The sequence below is a fragment of the Nocardioides sp. NPDC000445 genome, assembly GCF_040300245.1.
Taxonomy (GTDB): Bacteria; Actinomycetota; Actinomycetes; order Propionibacteriales; family Nocardioidaceae; genus Nocardioides.
This window is the reverse complement of the sequence record NZ_JBEPDH010000012.1, coordinates 58,346-77,724: the sequence shown is the minus strand read 5'-3', so window position 1 is coordinate 77,724 and position 19,379 is coordinate 58,346. Positions and strand designations below refer to the sequence as shown.

Annotated in this window: 19 protein-coding genes and 1 pseudogene; 13 read left to right on the top strand and 7 right to left on the bottom strand. The window is 68.7% G+C overall.

What is annotated here, in order from left to right; all coding sequences use genetic code 11:
• Positions 1–166 precede the first annotated feature (166 nt).
• Positions 167–1,069, top strand: a complete 903-nt coding sequence (locus ABT304_RS17250; RefSeq protein ID WP_350716936.1) for an NsdA family TPR-like regulatory protein — start codon at positions 167–169, stop codon at positions 1,067–1,069.
• A complete protein-coding gene (locus tag ABT304_RS17245) occupies positions 1,057–1,788 on the top strand; it encodes a creatininase family protein (protein ID WP_350716934.1) in 732 nt (243 codons plus the stop codon). The genes ABT304_RS17250 and ABT304_RS17245 overlap by 13 nt, the downstream gene beginning before the upstream one ends.
• A 105-nt stretch (positions 1,789–1,893) precedes the next feature.
• Here the strand turns inward: ABT304_RS17245 and ABT304_RS17240 are convergent, their stop codons facing one another.
• A complete protein-coding gene (locus ABT304_RS17240) occupies positions 1,894–2,856 on the bottom strand; it encodes an LPO_1073/Vpar_1526 family protein (RefSeq protein WP_350716932.1) in 963 nt (320 codons plus the stop codon).
• Between the two features lie 1,088 nt (positions 2,857–3,944).
• On the opposite strand from ABT304_RS17240, the gene ABT304_RS17235 reads away from it, so the two are divergent.
• The 7 genes from ABT304_RS17235 (at position 3,945) to ABT304_RS17205 (ending at position 10,000) form a co-directional block, all read left to right on the top strand.
• Complete coding sequence (locus tag ABT304_RS17235; protein ID WP_350716930.1) at positions 3,945–4,562, top strand: M23 family metallopeptidase; 618 nt, start codon at positions 3,945–3,947, stop codon at positions 4,560–4,562.
• Positions 4,563–4,894: 332 nt separating this feature from the next.
• On the top strand, positions 4,895–5,968 hold the full coding sequence (locus tag ABT304_RS17230; protein WP_350716928.1) for a class I SAM-dependent methyltransferase: 1,074 nt from the start codon (positions 4,895–4,897) through the stop codon (positions 5,966–5,968).
• A 25-nt stretch (positions 5,969–5,993) separates the two neighbouring features.
• Positions 5,994–6,518 carry a 2'-5' RNA ligase family protein gene (locus ABT304_RS17225; RefSeq protein ID WP_350716926.1) on the top strand — a complete coding sequence of 175 codons (525 nt, stop codon included), beginning with the start codon at positions 5,994–5,996 and terminating at the stop codon, positions 6,516–6,518.
• A gap of 86 nt (positions 6,519–6,604) precedes the next feature.
• Entirely contained in the window at positions 6,605–7,306 is a 702-nt protein-coding gene (locus ABT304_RS17220) for a class E sortase (RefSeq protein ID WP_350716924.1), read from the top strand.
• Between the two features lie 142 nt (positions 7,307–7,448).
• Positions 7,449–8,102, top strand: coding sequence for a TetR/AcrR family transcriptional regulator (locus tag ABT304_RS17215; protein WP_350716922.1), 654 nt, complete (start codon positions 7,449–7,451; stop codon positions 8,100–8,102).
• Positions 8,099–9,334 (top strand): NADH:flavin oxidoreductase/NADH oxidase family protein, encoded by a 1,236-nt coding sequence (locus ABT304_RS17210; protein ID WP_350716920.1) that lies wholly within the window; start codon positions 8,099–8,101, stop codon positions 9,332–9,334. Before ABT304_RS17215 ends, ABT304_RS17210 begins: the two co-directional genes overlap by 4 nt.
• A gap of 15 nt (positions 9,335–9,349) precedes the next feature.
• Positions 9,350–10,000, top strand: a complete 651-nt coding sequence (locus ABT304_RS17205) for an enoyl-CoA hydratase-related protein (RefSeq protein ID WP_350716918.1) — start codon at positions 9,350–9,352, stop codon at positions 9,998–10,000.
• On the opposite strand, the gene ABT304_RS17200 is transcribed toward ABT304_RS17205, so the two are convergent.
• A complete protein-coding gene (locus ABT304_RS17200) occupies positions 9,995–10,438 on the bottom strand; it encodes a pyridoxamine 5'-phosphate oxidase family protein (protein ID WP_350716916.1) in 444 nt (147 codons plus the stop codon). The two genes, ABT304_RS17205 and ABT304_RS17200, sit on opposite strands and share 6 nt — an antisense overlap.
• Positions 10,431–11,015 (bottom strand): dihydrofolate reductase family protein, encoded by a 585-nt coding sequence (locus ABT304_RS17195; RefSeq protein ID WP_350716914.1) that lies wholly within the window; start codon positions 11,013–11,015, stop codon positions 10,431–10,433. Before ABT304_RS17195 ends, ABT304_RS17200 begins: the two co-directional genes overlap by 8 nt.
• Positions 11,016–11,100: 85 nt before the next feature.
• Here ABT304_RS17195 and ABT304_RS17190 point away from each other — a divergent pair, with 85 nt between their 5' ends.
• Positions 11,101–12,084, top strand: coding sequence for a winged helix-turn-helix domain-containing protein (locus ABT304_RS17190; protein WP_350716913.1), 984 nt, complete (start codon positions 11,101–11,103; stop codon positions 12,082–12,084).
• Here the strand turns inward: ABT304_RS17190 and ABT304_RS17185 are convergent.
• The 3 genes and pseudogenes from ABT304_RS17185 to ABT304_RS17175 all read right to left on the bottom strand — a co-directional run.
• Positions 12,081–13,703 carry an ABC-F family ATP-binding cassette domain-containing protein gene (locus ABT304_RS17185; RefSeq protein WP_350716911.1) on the bottom strand — a complete coding sequence of 541 codons (1,623 nt, stop codon included), beginning with the start codon at positions 13,701–13,703 and terminating at the stop codon, positions 12,081–12,083. The two genes, ABT304_RS17190 and ABT304_RS17185, sit on opposite strands and share 4 nt — an antisense overlap.
• Before the next feature lie 257 nt (positions 13,704–13,960).
• Positions 13,961–14,356 carry an STAS domain-containing protein gene (locus ABT304_RS17180; protein WP_350717136.1) on the bottom strand — a complete coding sequence of 132 codons (396 nt, stop codon included), beginning with the start codon at positions 14,354–14,356 and terminating at the stop codon, positions 13,961–13,963.
• An 87-nt stretch (positions 14,357–14,443) separates the two neighbouring features.
• Positions 14,444–15,426: pseudogene (locus tag ABT304_RS17175) on the bottom strand (SulP family inorganic anion transporter); the annotation flags it as partial.
• Positions 15,427–15,639: 213 nt separating this feature from the next.
• Between ABT304_RS17175 and ABT304_RS17170 the strand changes: the two are divergent.
• Genes ABT304_RS17170 through ABT304_RS17160 form a run of 3 tightly spaced genes read left to right on the top strand, consistent with a single transcriptional unit; the run spans position 15,640 to position 19,051 of the window.
• Positions 15,640–17,139 carry an arylsulfatase gene (locus ABT304_RS17170; RefSeq protein WP_350716909.1) on the top strand — a complete coding sequence of 500 codons (1,500 nt, stop codon included), beginning with the start codon at positions 15,640–15,642 and terminating at the stop codon, positions 17,137–17,139.
• A complete protein-coding gene (locus ABT304_RS17165; RefSeq protein WP_502890365.1) occupies positions 17,139–18,155 on the top strand; it encodes a formylglycine-generating enzyme family protein in 1,017 nt (338 codons plus the stop codon). Before ABT304_RS17170 ends, ABT304_RS17165 begins: the two co-directional genes overlap by 1 nt.
• The gene (locus tag ABT304_RS17160; protein ID WP_350716905.1) at positions 18,152–19,051 is read left to right on the top strand and encodes an HAD family hydrolase; all 900 of its coding nucleotides are present in this window, start codon (positions 18,152–18,154) and stop codon (positions 19,049–19,051) included. The genes ABT304_RS17165 and ABT304_RS17160 overlap by 4 nt, the downstream gene beginning before the upstream one ends.
• Before the next feature lie 48 nt (positions 19,052–19,099).
• Here ABT304_RS17160 and ABT304_RS17155 read toward each other — a convergent pair whose 3' ends face one another.
• A complete protein-coding gene (locus ABT304_RS17155) occupies positions 19,100–19,300 on the bottom strand; it encodes a DUF8691 family protein (RefSeq protein ID WP_160023944.1) in 201 nt (66 codons plus the stop codon).
• Positions 19,301–19,379 lie beyond the last annotated feature (79 nt).

The window sequence follows — 19,379 nt, the reverse complement described above, 5'->3', positions numbered from 1 at the left end:
GCTCAAGACCCAGATCTCCCGTTGGGAGAACGGTCGCCGTGCACCCGATGAGTTCTATCGACGTCTCCTGCAAGACGCACTCGACCTGTCGGCGCCTGAGCTTGGATTCCCGTCGGCCGCTGAACCAGCTCACGTCTCCGCCGGATCGGTACGTCTGAACAATGCCGTGAGCTCGGATCTTCTGCAGACGCTCGAGGCTTCGCTCGCCCAGCTTGCGTCGCTCGACGCCGCCAGTGGGCCGCGGGCTGTTCTCGCCCTTGCGAGGGAGCAGGCCAGGTTCGTGACGGGATTCGTACGCGGAGCGACCGGGCCCGAACGGACCGATGTCCTGCGCGTCGCTACCCGGCTGAGCGAGTTCACCGGCTGGCTCCACCAGGACTCGGGCGAACTCGACGAGGCCATGGCGTGGACCGACAGGGCGATCCAGTTGGCGAACGAAGTCGGCGCTCCTGAGTTGGCGGCGTATGTTGCGATGCGACGCAGCAACATCGACTCCGACCGCCATGACACTCGAGCGGCGCTCGACCACGCGAGCGCCGCCGTCGGCACAGGGTCGATCGATGATCCACAGTTGAGTGGCGTGCTCCTTCGACAGCGTGCGATGGCACACGCTCTGGTTGGGGACGAGGTGGCCTGCCGTCGGGATCTCGAGGATGCCCTCCAAGCCGTCCTCACTACTGCAACTGCCCTCGAGGCGACGAGCCTGGTCCCGTACGTCACGTCGTCCTACATCGAGATGGAGGCCGCGAACTGCTACCTCCGTCTCGGTAAGCACGGGGACGCTCTCGACATCCTCAACCGAAGCATCGAGGCATGGCCGGCCGGGACCCAGGACCGCGACCGTGGTCTCGCACTCGCTCGCCTGGCCACTGCGTACGCTGGCGCGCATGAGGTCGAAGAAGCCGTGAGCACAGGACATGCAGCTCTGAAGGTCTTGGACGTGACGAGATCCGCACGGATCCTCACTCAGATGCACGACCTGCGCCGCGAACTGGCGCCGGTCTGGGAGATGCCCGCAGTGCGCGACTTCAACCGCGCCTTCAAGGAAACTACGGCATGGAAGGCGTGAGCATCCCCTTGACCAATCCCGACGTGATCTCTACCGAGACCAGCCCTGATGTTGCGGCTCGCGGCAGCAAGATCGCGGTGCTCCCGATCGGCAGCTTCGAGCAGCACGGCGACATCCTGCCGCTGTCCACCGACACCATCGTCGCCACCCAGATCGCCTCGATGGTCGCCCACGCCAACGACCTGTGGCTGCTTCCGCCGATCACCGTCTCGTGCTCCCAAGAACACGCCGACTGGGCGGGAACCATCAGCATCCCTGCTGCCACGCTGATCCGACTGGTCCAGGACATCGTCGCCTCGGCCCGCGCCCAAGGTGCCGAGCATGTCGTGCTCATCAATGGTCATGGCGGCAACTACGTCCTCCAGAACATTGTCCAAGAAGCCAGCGATCTTTCCCTTTTTCCTGGTCGTAGCGACTGGGCCGACGCTCGTGAGGCCGCCGGTCTGGAGACGGATTCTCATGACGACATGCACGCTGGCGAGCTCGAAGTCAGCATCCTTCTGCGCTGCGCCCCCGACTTGGTGGGCCCGGACTTCAAACACCGGGATCATCTGGCCGACAGCCGTCCGCACCTATTAACTCACGGTCTGCGCGCTTACACCGATACGGGCATCGTCGGCAGCCCGTCGCTAGCAAGCGCGGAGAAGGGCGCGGCACTCTTGGATGCACTGGCGATGCTCTTCAATGAGCACATCAGCGGCGTTCGTGTGTCCCAGTAATTCTCGGTAGTCGTGCGCGGGCGACGCGTCAGTCCGCCCACTACGACGCGCCCCGGGCACCGACGCAGGAGCGCGATCTGACGGTCGGGCGGTCGGCGATGACTCCTATAGCCAGTCGCTAAGCGGCTCTTCCCCGCCGAACCGGCGCCAGTAAGTGTGACCGAGCGCGATGCCGACTGACGTGAGTGTCAGTTTCTTGAGACTCGTGGATTCCCAGACGTCGATGAGGGTAGCGGCGTCCGGTGTGTGCGCCAAGACCTCCGACTTGACCTCGTCGGCGGACAATCGACCAATGGCGCGCACCGACGTTATGGCGTCACGCACGTCCTGCTCCTGGACGGTGGACAACAGTTTGTCGACATCCTCGTCCGCTGCAACAGCGAGCTGGAACCTCGCAGGATCTCGGTACGAATCCATGACCAAGCGGTCACGACTCTCAAAGTTCCTAAGCGCGTCAGGCATCTCGTCTTCGGCGAATCCTCGAGTGAACGCGCAGGTTTGAGTCCACAACAGCAATTCACCCAAGGACATTTTGCCCATGCTCACAGCGCCGACGCCGACGTATTCGAGATGCTGCAAGTCCATTTCGCGAAGCCCCTCGATCGACGGCAACTTCAGAAGCGCGCCACGGAATCGGGTCTCGATGATCGACGAGGCATCCGCGATGACTGCCATTCTCGCGTATCTGAGTAGGAATACGACCCCAATAGCGCACCTCTGACGCTCGGTCAACTTTGGCGCGGCCAAGATCGCTTCATTGAGGGCCAGCGCGCGAAGGTTACGGTCTTCCTGTTGCACGCGATCTACCAGGAGATCGATCAGCACCTGGCCCAGTTCTTCCTCCCCCGAACACGCAAATTCGCGTTGTGCGGCGTAGACGGTGCGCTGAACATCTGGGTCACTGAAGTTGGCGGTCGCACCCGGAGCCTCGGCAGCCAGTCTTGACAAGAACTCGCTGGTCATCTTCTCGGCGCGCCCAATGGCGACCTCCTCGGCCACCCCTTGAAGCTCCAGGAAGTTGGCTCGGAACACGTCGAGGGCGATCGTCTTGACTTCGTCGTACGACATCCCGACATGCACGATGTCACGTCCCGCTTGAAGGTTTGTCGAACCTTCGCCCCCAGACTGATCTTGTCCTCGACGGCCTCGGGTCATTCACGCGGCCTTTCATCGCGGATGGAGATGTCGCGTCCAGCTTGATAGTTCCGCGAGTCCTTCCCCCCACGCTGAACTTGGGTTGTGGGCGCTGAGTCTGATCCCGCCAGTAGGCCCCACAACATGACGCAGAGACCAACGATGAGCACCGCGCAGGCGAATACCATCGGCCAAGCCCACACGGGCTTGTTCGCCTGCATCGCATAGATCCAATACCCGGCAGCGAACGTCGCTCCTAGGCCAGCTATTGAGCCGCCGGCTCCCGTGAGTTCGACCCGCCCGCCCGCCATAGAACCCGATCCTAGCCCTGCGACCCGAGGGGCGGCGGTCTTTGTCTCCGCCCCATGCCTCGGCGCTGCCGACGCTCTCGCTCCGAGGCATCCGTCGCTCTCTCATTCTCCAAAGTCGAATTGCGTCGTAGGGCCGCGAGCTGAGCGCCCGAATCCTCCCGTACTCGCGTCGACGGCTTTACTCTTCGATGAGCACGTATCCCCGTCGCTTACTCTCGAGCAGGTTCCGTCCGAGCTCGCTGCTCACACGAGCATCGATGTCAGGAGGAATCGGACACCCACCCCCGCCTCCGAAGCCCTGAGGCGCCTGGGCCTCACATCTCAACTCCGGTGGCAGGCCACGGCCCGTGGGCCTACACATCTCGTGCTCGTGGCCAGAGCGACAGATGAACTTCACTCGAACCCGGTGCGGATCAGGCAACGGTGCCTCCTTCGATTGCTTCTCTTACTAGCAGGAGGAATGAGAGGACGCTCTAATACTCGTCGGCACAGTCTTCCCGCTGTCCTCGTACGGCCAATGAACCCCGGCGCCCTCCGGCGCGCGTCACTCCGCCGCCTCTGATCGCCCGCGATGACCATGCAGGAATACGCCTGACCGGCCCGACATAGGGCCTAGCGGCCTGTGCCTCGTGGGAGCCGCACACCTCGGTTCCCAGATCCGGGGAACCGGACGACAGGTCACCCGGACGCGCCAAGAGTAGGGTCAGCCGAATGATGCCGTCCGTCGACCTGGCATACCCGTTTCGGGACCGTTGGCTGACCCAGAACAGTCCCGCGAATCGGGTGCCCAGTCACGGCACCGCCCTGTTCGCGACGTCATTCGCGATCGACTTCGTCCCGATGAACGAGGCAGGACGCACGGCACCGATCACGCTGGGGTCGCTTCTGCGCCCCGAACCGGCAGAACGGTTTCCTGGCTTCGGCCGTCCCATCCTGGCACCTGTCGACGGCGTGGTCGCCGGGGTGCATCACACGGCGCCCGATCACCCGTCCTTCCGTGGGCTCCCGTCCGTGATGTATGCCCTGGCCCAGGGACGACGGGCAGCAGTGGGTTGGCCACAGCTAGCTGGCAACCACGTAATGATCGAAGCAGTTGGCGGACCGGTGATTGCCGTATGCCACCTGCAACGCGGCAGCGTCCAGGTGCGGCAGGGGCAACGCGTTCGAGTCGGCCAGACGCTGGGGCGTTGCGGCAACTCGGGCAACAGCACCGAACCGCATGTCCACCTTCAGGCCATCGACCGCTTGGACGTGCGGCACGCCCACCCCGTGCCAATCACCTTCGGGGGCCGCCTACCCCGCAACGGCGAGATCATCGACGCGGGGTAGGACGATACCTCTGACGCGAGCGCCGCGTTCTGCGTCACTCCAGGCCGTACGCGATTCCCGGGCCACCCGCACCGCGCTTGCCATCCCGATATACCTCGATGTGTGCCACACAGTGCGTCACACCGCCGCGAAGGTCTCATCACCCATTGGGGTTCGATCGCTTCAGCGGCAAGCAGGCCGTGCATGGGCGGGCTTTGTGAAGCGGCCGGTCGAGGTCGTAGTGCTCCGAGCTGGCATCTTGTTCGCCGTGGAGGTCGAAGCGACGTACCTCAAACCAAGTAGGGCTCGAACTGGACTGCTCAGGTGGACGTCGGGCGGCGGATGGTGGATCGATGGACGCATCGCAGCAGACGGCGGATGAAGTCGCTGAGCGACTCTTCGGGTCACTCCTCGGCACGGTCGAGACGGTCTCGATCTTCATCGGAGACCGCTTGGGCTGGTATCGGTCGCTGGCGGACGAGGGGCCGGCGAGTGCGGTCGAGCTGGCGGGGCGTACGGGGACGCAGGTCCGGTACGCACGGGAGTGGCTCGAGCAGCAGGCGGTGGTGGGGCTGTTGGTGGTCGAGGCCGACGGCGAGCCTGACGAGCGGCGGTTCGCGATTCCAGAGAGCACCGCTGAGGTGATGACGGATACGAGCAGCTTGGCCTATCTGGCGCCCATCGCCCGGATGTTCGGGGCGGTGGGGCCGGCGCTGCCGCAGCTGATGGAGGCGTACCGGAACGGTGGTGGGGTCAGCTGGGACGAGCTCGGGAATGATGCGAGGCAGTCGCAGGCTGATGCGAACCGGCCGTGGTACGAGAAGCAGCTCGGGCCGGCGCTGGCAGGCGTGCCCGAAGTCCACGATGTCCTCGCCACGGAGGGATGTCGGATTCTCGATGTGGGCTGTGGAGGGGGATGGTCGAGCATCGCGCTGGCTCGCGCCTACCCCGATTCCACCGTACTGGGCATCGACATCGACCAGCCTTCGGTCGACATGGCAGTCGCCAACGCCCGCGAGGCAGGGGTCGAGGACCGGGTGAGGTTCGTGTGCCAGGACGCGGCAACCCTTGACGAGGGCACGGTCGACGTGGCGTTCGCCTTCGAGTGCGTGCACGACATGCCTCGGCCGGTCGAGGTGCTCAGCGCGGTGCGGAGGACGCTCGTGCCCGGCGGCTCCATGGTGGTGATGGACGAGGCCGTCGCGGATAGCTTCGCGCCGGACGGCGACGAGCTGGAGCGGCTCATGTACGGGTTCAGCCTCCTGGTCTGTCTGCCGGACGGGCTCTCGTCGCCGCCGAGCGTCGGGACCGGGACGGTGATGCGGCCCTCGACGCTGCAGGGCTACGGCGAGGCCGCGGGGTTCAGCGGGTTCGAGGTCCTCCCGGTCGAGGGGTTCGGGTTCTGGCGGTTCTACCGGCTCTTCTGATCCGTCGTGGCGACGAGCTGATCTCATGGCGCTTGCGGTGTGCCAGCTCTTCGACGCTCGGTCCGACAGGCTGGTGCGTGAGCTCTGGGCGCGGTTGGAGGAGGCCGGAGTCCGCACCATGGCGAGCCACACCCACGGCCACCACCACCCGCACCTCTCGCTCGCGGTCCTGCGGACGTGGGAGCTCCGTTCGGTGCGCGACACGCTCGACGAGCTCCCGGAGGGCGAACCGTTCCACTGCCCCAGTCATGGCTCACTGATCTTCCCGCGTGGCCGGGTGGCCCTGGCGCCCTCGTGCTCAGCCACGGTGGCGATGCGGCAGGACCGTGTCGCGAGAGCGCTGCTCGAGACCGGAGCAGACCTGCACAAGCACTACCGGCCGGGTCTGTGGTTGCCGCACGTGTCGGTGGCCACTCGTGCCTCGGCGGACCAGCTTCCGGTGATCGTCAACGCCGTCGCGGATGCCCTTCCGCTCGAGCTGCATGCGGTTCGTACCGCCTTGGTGGACAGCAGCAGCGGCCGGATCTGGCGGCTGCCCCGGATGCTCTGACCGGCTCTCCTGACCGCATCGGGCGAACGGGCTTTCGCCGCGGCGTACGGTGGATCGCGACCCAGCAGCTCGCCTGAGGCGGCGCCATGAAGATCACATCGTCCCGGGCCGTCGCTACGGTCCTCGGCGCACTCGCACTCGGCGGGTGCGGCGCGGAGACACCGTCGGTGAAGGGCACGCCGCCGGCACCGTCGAGCTCCCCGCCGGCCACGACATCCCCTACCGCATCCCCGACGGCCTCACCAACCGCTACCGAGACACCACCGCTGTCCTCCGAGGGCCGGCCGATGCGCGGGGAGCTGTCGATCCCCAAGATCGGCGTATCCGACCTGGAGGTCGTGCCCTACCGCGGCTGGACCGACGACGCCCCGGGCACCGAGATCCAGAACAACGGCGTCGCGGCCAGCCCGTACGGCCCGCGCGGCGGCACGGGGCCGGGAGGGATCGGCAACTACCAGGTGACCGCCCACCGGCTCTCCTCGACGCGGGCGTTCCTCAGGCTCCCCGAGCTCCGACGAGGCGATCGGGTCTCTGTGCGGACCACAGAGGCCACGTACGTCTATCGCATCACCGGCACCCGGGAGACCTCGTTTCGGTCGGCGGCGTCGCTGCGGGCGCAGCGGGCGCCGGTCCCCGGCAGGCCCGGCGAAGATCCCACCCGCGCGCTGATCACGCTGTCGACCTGCGCCACGCCCGAGGACCACGCGGCCGGCAACTACTGGTCGGACGAGTTCGACAACCCTGAGCACCGTATCGACAAGATCGGCGTTCTCGTCGCAGTGCGATGAGGCTCAGCGGCTCTCGGCGACCGCTGGCACGCCTCGCGCGACGAGCCGCGCCATCGTGGGCTTGCGCTCATCAGTGGCACGTGACGCGTGCCACACCCGGATCCATTGATCTAGAGCGCCTGCTCTAATTAGGTTTGGCTGCATGTCCCGGCAGCGACTCCACACGCTCGACGATCTTCTCGACGTCGCCGAGCAGATCGTGACCAGCGGCGACCCGTCCGGGCTGACGCTGCGGTCGCTGGCCGCCGCGGCGGGGGCGTCCAACGGGACGATCTACCACGCGTTCGGCTCGAAGGACGTGCTGCTCGCGCGGCTGTGGCTGCGGTCCTGGTGCCGGCTGGGCGACCTGATGGCGGAGGCGATGGGGGAGAGACCCATGGAATCCACCGGGGAGGATGCTGTCGTCGCAGTGGCGCTGACCCCCGTCGAGTTCGTACGCCGCTTCCCGGCCAGCGCGCGGCTCTTCTTCGCTCAACGCCGCGACCAGCTCTTCTCCGCCGACCTTCCGCCCGAGATCGAGACCGAGCTGAACTCCGTGCAGGAGAAGTTCGTCGAGGTGCTGATCGCGCTGGCGCGCGGCGTGTGGGACCGCGGCGACCGGGTCGCGGTCGAGGCGGTCGCGGTCTGCGTCGTCGACCTGCCCGGCGGGATCCTGCGCCGCTGCATTCTCGAGGACCGTGAGGCCGACGAGGCGACCGCGGCCCGGCTCGAGGCCGCGGTCCGCGCCGTCCTCACGGTCCCGATCGAGCCGCGTCCGGCCAAAGCATCACCGAACACAACGAGGAGCAACCCGTGACCCGAGAGCAGTCGATCCTGGCCCAGCCGCTCGAGCTGCCGAACGGGTTCGTGATCCCGAACCGGCTCGCCAAGGCTGCCCTCAGCGAGGGCCTGGGGCGTCGTGACTTCACCCCCGGAAGCCGCATCAAGAACCTCTACCGGCGCTGGGCCGGGAGCGGGGTCGGCCTCTCGATCACCGGCAACGTGATGGTCGACCGCACCGCGATCGGCGAGCCCGGCAACGTCGTGGTCGAGGACGATCGCCACGTCGACGACCTGGCGGAGTGGGCACAGATCGCGAAGTCCGGCGGCTCGAAGGTGTGGGTCCAGATCAACCACCCGGGGCGGCAGACGCCGCGTACGCTCACCGCTCGTCCGGTGGCCCCCTCGGCGGTCGCCGTGCCCGGCACCGGTGGTCTCTTCGCGGAGCCCCGAGAGCTGACCGCAAGGGAGATCGAGGACCTGATCCGGCGCTTCGCCACGACAGCGAAGGTCGTGACCGGGGCGGGCTTCGACGGCGTACAGATCCATGGGGCGCACGGCTATCTGATCAGCCAGTTCCTCTCGCCGCTGTCCAACCAGCGCACCGACGCCTGGGGCGGCACCGCGGAGAAGCGGCGCCGCTTCCCGGTCGAGATTCTCCGGGCCATCCGGGAAGAGGTCGGACCACACACCCCGGTCGCGATCAAGCTCAACTCCGCCGACTTCCAGAAGGGCGGCTTCGGCGAGGAGGAGTCGCTCGAGGTCGTCCACGCGCTCGCCGAGGAGGGCCTGGACCTGCTCGAGATCTCCGGCGGAACCTACACCTCGGCGGCCATGCTTGGCGTGGACCCGTCGCTGAAGGCGAGCACCCGACGGCGGGAGGCGTACTTCCTCTCCTACGCCGAGCGCGTCCGCGCCGAGCTCCCGGCGTTGCCCCTGATGCTCACCGGTGGCTTCCGCACGGCCGGCGGGATGGTCGACGCCGTCGAGTCCGGTGCCGTCGACCTGGTCGGCCTCGGCCGGCCGCTCACCGTGCAGCCCGATTTCCCGGCCCAGCTGCTGGCCGGGCGCGCCGACGAAAGCGTCGTCAACCCGCGGCGCAGCGGCATCCGGATGCTCGACAGCCTCACCGAGCTGACCTACTACAGCGTCCAGATGTGGCGGATGGCCAAGGGCAAGGAGCCGGCGCCCGACCGGCACGCCGCGCTCAACGTGACCCATTACCTCCTCAACAACGGCCTCGAGAGCCTGCGCTCCCCGCGCGGCTGACCCGAAAGGAACACCATGACCGTGACCCTGATCCAGAAGAACGACGTGTACGTCCTCGACATCGGCGACACCGAGAACCGGTTCAGTCCCGACTGGATGACGTCGGTGAACGACGCGCTCGACCAGGTCGTGGCCGCGCCCGCGCCGCTGGTCCTGACCGCGACCGGCAAGTTCTACTCCAACGGTCTCGACCTCGACTGGCTCGGGCAGAATGCCGACCAGTTCGAGCAGTACGTCGCCCAGGTGCAGGCGATCTTCGCCCGGCTCCTGGTCCTCCCGGTGCCGACGGTGACCGCGATCAACGGGCATGCCTTCGGCGCCGGCGCGATGCTGGCGATGGCCGTCGACTGGCGGATCATGCGCGAGGACCGTGGGTTCTTCTGCTTCCCCGAGGTCGACATCCAGATCCCGTTCACTCCCGGCATGGCCGCCCTGATCCAGGCCAAGCTCACCCCGCGAGCGGCGGCCGACTCGATGACCACCGGCCGCCGGTTCCCCGGTCCCGACGCGCTCGCCGCCGGGATCGTCGACGGCACGGCACCCGAGGCCGAGCTCCTCGACCAGGCGATCGCACGCGTCGCCCCGCTCGCGGGCAAGCCTGCCGACACGCTGGTTCAGATCAAGTCGACGATGTACGCGACCGCGGTCGCCGCCCTCGGCTCATAGCTGGACCGGGTGGCGGCGGTCGTGGCCGTCGAGGACGTACTGCTCGCTGATGGCCGCGCGATAGAGCCGGAACTCGCTCTCGGCCGACACCTCCGCGCGTGACCAGGGGCGGAGGTCGTGCGCCACGGAGGTGCGGTTGAAGGCGGTGAGCGCGGCGTCGACGTCCTGGACCACCGCCGCCCGGCCCGTCATGTAGACGGCCGCCCAGCCACCCGGTCGGTGCGAGTCGTAGATCACGGCCGCGACCTCCGGTCGCCGAGTGAGGTTGCGGGAGTGTCGCGCGCCTTGGCGCGAGACCCAGATGTAGTCGCGGTAGGAGGCGGCGGCGTACCAGACGGGGGAGACCCAGGGCGTTCCGGCGCCGTCGGCGGTGCCGAGTGCCATGAACCGGTTCTCGTCCACGATCGAGCGCGCAATCGTCTCCAGATCCTCAGCCACGACGCACCCGGTAGCGCAGGTGGAGCACCCTGTCGCCACGTACGACCACGTCCGGGTCCTCGAGGAGGTGCTGGCTGTCGAGGGAGCCGAAGTAGCGCTTTCCCGACCCGAACACGACCGGGACGACGTCCATCGCGACCTCGTCGATGAGCCCGAGGGCGAGCGCTTGGCCGCCGACCTCGCCGGCGGCCACGGTGACGGTACGTTCGCCGGCGAGCTCGCGTGCCCTCGCCACGCCCTCGGTGACGTCGCCGACGAAGTGGTAGGAGGCCTCGGGGTGCCAGCCGTCGGGCTTGGGCCGGTGCGAGACGACCACCACGTGGTCGCCGGCGGGTGGCCTCCCGTCCCAGCCGTTCATCATGTCGAAGAGGTGCCGGCCGATGACCATGCTGCCGATCCCGGCCCAGACCGGGCGTACGTAGTCGGCCGACGCCGCCGAGACCCGGAACCCGCCCTCGTCGGTCAGCGGCGTGTCCCCGTTGAAGTACCAGTCGAACAGGGGCCCGATGTCGTCGTGGGCGTCGGCGATGAAGCCGTCGATCGAGACGACGTTGTGCATCACGACGGTGCTGCTCATGGTGTGCGTCCTTTCGATGGGGTTGTCGGCATCGGTCTACTCCGTCGGTCCGGGTGGCGCGAGAGATTCTGACTATCCTGAATCCGTGACGCCGAGACGCTCGATCGACTTCCTCTTCGGTGAGGACGATCTGCTGCGTACGCGGTTCGCGATCTCGCCGCTCACCGAGCTGGTCGCGGCCACCTATGTGCTGCGCCGGCCGCAGGGCTTCTCGCCGCACCGCAGGTGGGTCGAGTCGGCGGCGCCGCGCGTCGCCGGGTTGCGCCTGGACCTGCTGTCGGCGGTGAATCCGCTGGGCCGCTCCATCTGGCCCAACTTCAACGCCCCACCGCCCATCAGCCCGCATCCGCGGATCGAGGACGAGCTGGCCCGGGTCGCGGCGACGGACCCCGACATCGTCCGCGCCGACGTGGAGAGGGCCTACCCCGAGGGTGTCCCGCCCGAGGCCCGGCCGTTCCTGACGGACACCGAACCGGCCCTGGCCGAGCTCGTCGCGCAGATGGGGGCCTTCTGGGACGCCGCACTGCAACCGTGGTGGGACCGGATGTCGGCGTTCCTGGAGAGCGAGATCGCAGCCCGGGCACGACGCCTGGTCACCACGGGAGGCGCGGCCGCCTTCACCGACCTCGACCCGACCGCGACCTGGGACGGCCGGACCCTCTCGGTCGCCTCCGCCCGGATGACGCCGCGCACGGTCAGACTCGGAGGTCGCGGCCTCCTGCTGCTGCCGTCCGTGCTCGCCTTCGGCGCGTGGCCGCGGGTGGAGCCGCCGTGGGAGCCCGCCCTGACGTACCAGCCGCCGGGGATCGGAGAGGTCTGGGTGCGTGAGTCCGACCCGGAGACCGCGCTCGCCGACCTCATCGGCCGGCGCCGCGCGCGACTGCTCGCAGCCCTGGACCGCCCACAGTCGACCCTCGAGCTCGCGGCCGGCACCGGGTGGAGCCCGGGTGGGGTGAGCACCCACCTCGGCGTGCTCCTGCGCGCGGGCCTGGTGGCCCGGCGCAGGAGCGGTCGCGAGGTCCACTACTCCCGAACGGCGACGGGTGACGCGCTGGTGGCCGGGACCTAGCTCGGGCCGGACGGCCCGTCCAGGTCCCGACGCTGATGCATCCGTCCGTCCGCGTCGAGCTCGATGACGGTGTCGATGCCGATCCGCTCGAGGAACCCGAAGTCGTGGCTGACCACGAGCAGCGCGCCGCGGTAGGCGTCGAGGGCCTCGGCGAGCTGTTCGACGCTGGTGATGTCGAGGTTGTTGGTCGGCTCATCGAGGATCAGCAGCTGGGCGGGCGGGTCGGCCAGGAGGAGGCGGGCGAGGGAGACGCGGAAGCGCTCGCCACCCGAGAGTGTACGCACCGGCCGGTCCACGCTGTCGCCGCGCAGGAGGAGCCGGGCGAGCTGGTTGCGGACGGTGCCGGGCGGCAGCTCCGGTGCCACGCTGCGTACGTTCTCCATCGCGCTCGCCTCGTCCTCGAGTCCGTCGAGACGCTGGGGGAGGAGACCGACCAGGTCGGTGAGGAGACGGCCGTGCGGGCGACCTTCCACAGGCTCGGATCCCCGCACCAGATGCGCGAGAAGCGTCGACTTCCCGGAGCCGTTCGCGCCGATCAGCGCGACCCGCTCCGGCCCCTGGATCACGACCGTCCGGCCCTCGTCCTCCAGCTCTGCGATCCGGCGACCACGCGGTACGCCGGGATCGGGGAGGGTGAGGTGGATGTGCTCCTCGTTGCGTACGCGAGCACCGGCCGCGTCGGCGGCGGCCTGGGCGGCCTTCACCTTGTCGTCGAGCGTCGAGCGGAGAGAGCCGGCGGACGCCTGGGCCTTGCTGGCACGGTTGCCGGCCAGGATCTTCGGGATCCCGCCGTCCTTCTGGGTCTTCTTCGCGGTCCGCTCACGCCGGGCGAGCTTCGTCTCGGCCTCGATGCGCTGCCGCTTCTCGACCTTGAGCGCCTGCTGGGCGGACCGAGCGGCCTGAAGAGCGGCCGCCTGCTCCTGCTCCTGGTGCTCCTTCCAGGCGCTGTACGGCCCGCCGTACGTGCTCAGCGTGCCGCCGAACAGCTCGGTGGTGCTGTCCATGTGGTCGAGCAGCTCGAGGTCGTGGCTGACGACCACCAGCGTCCCCGGCCACTGGTCGACGAACTCGGCGAGCTTGGCACGGGTGGCTCGGTCGAGGTTGTTCGTCGGCTCGTCGAGCAGCGTGATCGGGGTGCGGCGGATGCGGAGGCCGGTGATCGCGATCAACATGCCCTCACCGCCGGAGATCTCGGCGACGCGACGGTCGAGGTCGGCCGCGGAGAAGCCGATCTGGTCGAGGGCCTCGTCGGCACGGGACTCGATGTCCCAGTCGTCGCCGATCGCGTCGAAGTGTCGTTGGTCGACCTCGCCGGCCTCGATAGCCCGGATCGCGGCGAGGATGCCGTCGATGCCGAGCAGGTCGGCGATCGTCGTCTCCTGCCGCAGCGTGAGCGTCTGCGGCAGGTAGCCGACCTCACCTCCGGCGTCGATGTGACCGGACGTCGGGGTGAGCTCGCCGGCGATGAGGCGGAGCAGGGTGGACTTGCCGGCGCCGTTGCGGCCGATCAGACCGGTGCGGTCGGTGCCGAAGGTGCCGTTGACCCGTTCGAGCGCGACGGTGCCGTCGGGCCACTCGAAGGTCAGGTCGCGCAGGGTGATGGCAGAGGGGGTGGACATGGCTGTGTTCTCTCGTCTCTTCCGTCGAGCGCCGACAGGGCGCGACGGGAATCAGGTACGTGTCGACAGAAACGCGAACGTGCCGGAGAGCCACACGCGTCGACGCCCGAAGAAGGGCGGACGCGCGTGTGCGTCGAGAAGTGATCGTTCGCCGATGCGGAATCCCCGCACGGGCGAAGCCACCGGCAGTCCGGTGGCTAGATCTTGTCCACTTCGATCAGCTCCACGTCTTCACTTTAACAGCCGTACGGTCCCGCTCACCCGACGAACCCTTCCTGCTCCGCCTCCACGAACCACGGTGCTCGACGGAGGACGGGCAGCACATCATCGGGCACGTCCAGGAGCACGAGCTCGGTCTCGTCGGAGGCGAGGTCGTCGCGCAGCGCGCGGAGGGTGTTGAGCAGCGGGACGGTGACGTGGGTGAGCGTTGAGATGTCGAGGGTGACCGTCCGGGGAGCGGCGGCCTGCACCAGCCCGAGCGCCGCGTCGTAGGTCGCCTGGGCGTTGCCGGTGTAGAGGTCGCCGGTGAGCAGAAGGTGAAGCACCCCAGCAGGCGCCGAGGGGCGCTCGAGAAGGCGTACCCGCGGCTGGTTCACCGCGCGGATGACCAGCAGGAGCGTGAGACCGACCCCGACCGCGACGCCGAGGAGCATCCCGCCGGTCAGGCCGACGGCTGCGACGGCCAGAGCGACCCAGAGCTCCGCCCGGTCGACAGCGGCGTACGTCCCGAGCTCCCGTGGATCGAGCAGCCCGGCCACGGCCACCAGCACCATGGCGGCGAGGATGGTCTGGGGCAGGTCGGCCAGCAGAGGCGCCAGCGCGAGCGCGACGAGCAGCGCCAGACCGACCGTGACCAGCCCGGAGAGCTGGCTGCGGGCGCCGGAGCGGAGGTTCACGGCCGACTGCGAGAACCCGCCGGCCGGGGGCAGGGACTGGGTGAGCCCACCGGCCAGGGCGCCGATGCCGGTGGCGACCAGCTCGCGGTCGACGTCGATGGCAGGTTCGTGGCGACGCCGGTTGGTCCGCGCCACCAGCACCGTCTCCAGGAACGACATGAGTGCGATGGCGATCGCGCCGGGGAGCAGCCCGATCACGTCGTCGACGACCGGCAGGCTCAGCGCCGGCAGCCCGGTCGGCACCGGGTCGATGAGGGCGAGACCGCGATCCTCCACGCCGCTGAGCGCCACCAGCACGATGCCCGCCGCGACGACGACGAGCGGCCCCGGCACGGCCGGGGCCAGCCGCCGGAGCACCAGGAGCAGCACGATCGCGGCGATCCCGACCACCGCGGTCACCGCCGAGAGCTCAGGGAGCTCACGGGCGACCGCGACGAGCTCCTCGATGAAGCCTTCCGCCTCCGGGTCCGTCGCCAGGCCGAGCAGAGCCGGCAGCTGGCTGGCCACGACGGTGAGCCCCACGCCGAGACGGATCCCGGTCATGGTGGCGGGGGAGATGCTCTCGACCAGCGCGCCCAGCCGCGCCAGCCGCATGATCAGCAGGCAGACGCCCACCAGGAAGGTCAGCGTGAACGCGGCCCGCATGAGCTGGTCGGGGTCGCGCTCGGGCAGCGTGGCCAGCGAGCTGGCCACCAGGACGGAGATGGTCGACGTGGTCGAGACGCTAGCGCGCGGGAGCCACCGAGCAGGGCGTACGCCGCCATCGGCAGCAAGCACGTGTAGAGCCCGACGCTGGCCGGCATCCCCGCGATCGTGGCGTACGCCATGGCTTGGGGGATCACGACCGTCCCCGTCGCCAGCCCGGCGAGCACGTCACCGCGCAGCCACGAGCGGTCGTAGCCGCGCATCGTCGGGATCAGCCACGTCTTCACGGCCCCACTCCATCGCGACCGGATGGACCGGCAGGTCACCCGAGTCGGGGGAGGTCGCCCACTGGAGGGCCTGCCTAGCCTCCGAGCACACACACGAGGAGGTTCTCCATGTCCGACAAGCCCAACATCCTGGTCATCTGGGGCGACGACATCGGCATCAGCAACCTGAGCTGCTACAGCGACGGGCTGATGGGCTATCGAACACCGAACATCGATCGGATCGCTGCCGAGGGCATCCGGTTCACCGACTCCTACGGTGAGCAGAGCTGTACGGCGGGCCGGGCGGCGTTCATCACCGGACAGAACCCCTACCGCACGGGGCTGACCAAGGTCGGCATGCCAGGCGCCGACCTCGGACTGCGCGCGGAGGACCCGACCATCGCGACGGCGCTGAAGTCCCTGGGCTACGCGACCGGGCAGTTCGGCAAGAACCACTTCGGAGACCGCGACGAGTTCCTGCCGACCATGCACGGCTTCGACGAGTTCTTCGGCAACCTCTACCACCTCAACGCCGAGGAGGAGCCGGAGCAGTACGACTACCCGCGGGAGGAGGAGTTCCCCAACTTCCGCAAGAGGTTCGGGCCGCGCGGGGTCATCCACTCCTGGGCCAACGGCGACGGCACCCAGCGCATCGAGGACACCGGCCCGCTCACCAAGGAGCGGATGAAGACGATCGACGACGAGGTCGTCCCCGAGGCCCTGCGGTTCATGCGCGACGCCAGCTCGAACGACACCCCGTTCTTCGTGTGGCTCAACACCACCCACATGCACTTCCGGACCCACATCAAGGACGGCAGCCGCGGCAAGGCCGGGCGGTGGCAGTCCGAGTACCACGACACGATGGTCGACCACGACGAGCTGGTCGGGTCGGTCCTCGACTTCCTCGACGAGAACGGTCTGGCCGAGAACACCATCGTCATGTACTCGACCGACAACGGCCCGCACATGAACAGCTGGCCCGACGCCGGCATGACCCCGTTCCGCAACGAGAAGAACTCCAACTGGGAGGGCGCCTACCGGGTCCCGGCCATGGTCCGCTGGCCCGGTCGCATCCCCGCGGGGGAGGTACGCAACGGAATCGTCAGCCACAACGACTGGTTCGTCACGCTGCTCGCCGCCGCCGGCGACACCGACGTCGCCGACCGGCTCAGGACCGGGACCGAGCTGGCCGGCACGACGTACAAGGTGCACCTGGACGGCCACAACCAGCTCGACTACTTCACCGGCGATGCCGAGGAGAGCCCGCGCAAGCACTTCTTCTACGTCACCGACGACGGCGACCTCGCGGGCATGCGGTTCGACAACTGGAAGTTCATCTTCCTCGAGCAGCGTCGGACCGGAACGCTGGAGATCTGGCTGGACCCGCTGGTCGAGCTGCGAGCACCCAAGATCTACAACCTGCGTCTGGACCCGTTCGAGAAGGCCGAGGGCACGTCGAACACCTACTTCGACTGGATGCTCGACCACGTCTGGCTGCTCATCCCGGCACAGACGTACGTCGCGGAGATGCTGGCCTCGCTGATCGAGTTCCCGCCGCGGCAGACGCCGGCGACGTTCAGCGTCGACCAGGTGATGGAGAAGCTCAAGGCCGGCATGCCGAGCAGCTGATGACCAGCCAGCCCCTCACCAGACAGCCCAGCTCCGGGCAGCCCAGCTCCAGGCAGCCCAGCTCTAGGCACCCGGTCGTGGACCTGCCCGGCGGCACCTTCACGATGGGGTCCGACGACCACTATCCGGAGGAGGCCCCGACCCACCGCGTGCGGGTCGGGGCGTTCTCGATCGACGCGCACCAGGTCACCAACGAGCAGTTCGCGAGGTTCGTGCGCAAGACCCGCTACGTCACCGTCGCCGAGCGGCCGGTCGACCCTGCCGACTTCCCGGACGCGCCGCCGGAGAACCTGCAGCCGGGCTCGCTCGTCTTCACCCCGACCCCCGGGCCGGTCGACCTGCGGCACGTCAGCCAGTGGTGGACCTGGACGCCGGGTGCGTGCTGGTCGGCGCCGGAGGGGCCGGGCAGCTCGGTCAAACGCCGGCCCGACCACCCGGTCGTCCACGTCGCTCTCGAGGACGCGCTCGCGTATGCCTCCTGGGCAGGCGGCGACCTGCCTACCGAGGCCGAGTGGGAGTACGCCGCCCGCGGCGGTCTCGAAGGAGCGGCTTTCACCTGGGGCGACGAGCCGCGCCCACAGGGCCGGATCATGGCCAACACCTGGGACGGTCCCGACTTCCCGTGGCGGCACACCCGGGAGAGCGGCTTCTCCCGCACGTCCCCGGTCGGCAGCTTCCCGGCCAACGGCTTCGGGCTCTTCGACATGGCCGGCAACGTGTGGGAGTGGACCAGCGACTGGTGGACCGACCGGCACCCCGACGAGGTCGCGAAGCCGTGCTGCGTGCCCGTCAACCCGCGCGGTGGCGACGCCGAGCAGAGCTTCGACCCCGCGCAGCCCCAGTTCCGGATCGCCCGCAAGGTCGTCAAGGGCGGCTCGCACCTGTGCGCCGACACCTATTGCCTGCGCTACCGGCCCGCGGCACGTCGCCCGCAGATGGTCGACACCGGCACCAGCCACCTGGGCTTCCGATGCGTACGCCGCCCCGAGACCCAGCAACCGAAGGAGACACCGTGAACGACCAGCCGTTGCCGTCCTGGCGTCCGGGTGCCACCCGCGACGCCGTCATGGCCTTCCTCGACGCGGCCGAGGAGGTGCCCGTGGCCGACCGGATGGCGTGCTTCGACAACGACGGCACCCTGTGGTGCGAGCGTCCCACGTACGTCCAGTTCGACTTCTTCGTCGACGCCCTGCGCACCAGCGCGGCGGCCGACCCGTCGGTGACGGAGCAGCCGGAGTTCGCGGCGCTGCTCTCGGGTGACCAGCAGGCGATAGGCGACATCGGGCTGGAGCGGATCGCGATGGCGCTCACCGGCCTATTCGTCGGCCTCTCACCCCAGGACTTCACCGCGCGGACCCGCGATTTCATGGCTCGCGCCGACCACCCGACCCTCGGGCGGCCGCATCGGACCTGCACCTACGTACCGATGCTCGAGCTCATCGCCGAGCTGCGGCGCCGTGACTTCTCGGTGACCGTCGTGACCGGGGGAGGGACCGAGTTCGTCCGCGCCATCAGCCAGGACCTCTACGGAGTGCCGCCCGAGGCGGTGGTCGGCACGCTCATCGAGTACGACTACGCCCCGGACCCGCCGCGCCTGAGCCGGTCCGCACGCCTGGTCGGTGCCGCCAACGAGGGCACCGCCAAGGTGTCGAACATCCAGACCCAGCTGGGACGACGCCCGATCCTCGCCGTCGGCAACTCCGGCGGCGACCGGGAGATGCTGGAGTGGGCGGCGGCCGGCGACGGCCCGACGCTCGCGCTGCTCGTCGACCACGACGACGCCGAGCGTGAGTTCTCCTACATCAGCGCCGCACAGACCTTCACCGAGCCCGAGCCGATCACCGACGTCGGCGCCCGGCTCGGCTGGACCGTGATCAGCATGGCCCGCGACTGGGAGACGATCTTCGCCTGAACCGCCGAGTCGGCTCGTCAAGACGAGCCGACTCGGCGGGGAGCTCTGTCAGTCGGGGATGGTGACGACCTCGATGACGTCGATGTCATCGGCACGCAGCGCGTGCAGGACACCCTGCAGCGCCTCCTGGTCGGGGACCTCGCCGGTGAGGGTCGACTGCTCGTGATGGGCCTGGACGGCCAGCTGCGGGAACGCCTTCTGGAGCTCACGGGAGAGCTCGCCGTTCACCCTGATCAGGACCCTCGTCATGGTCTTCCTCGACTGCTCACGTACGGCACGCTACGAATCACCTCAGCGCCGTGGTTCACCGAATTCGGGTGATGCTGTC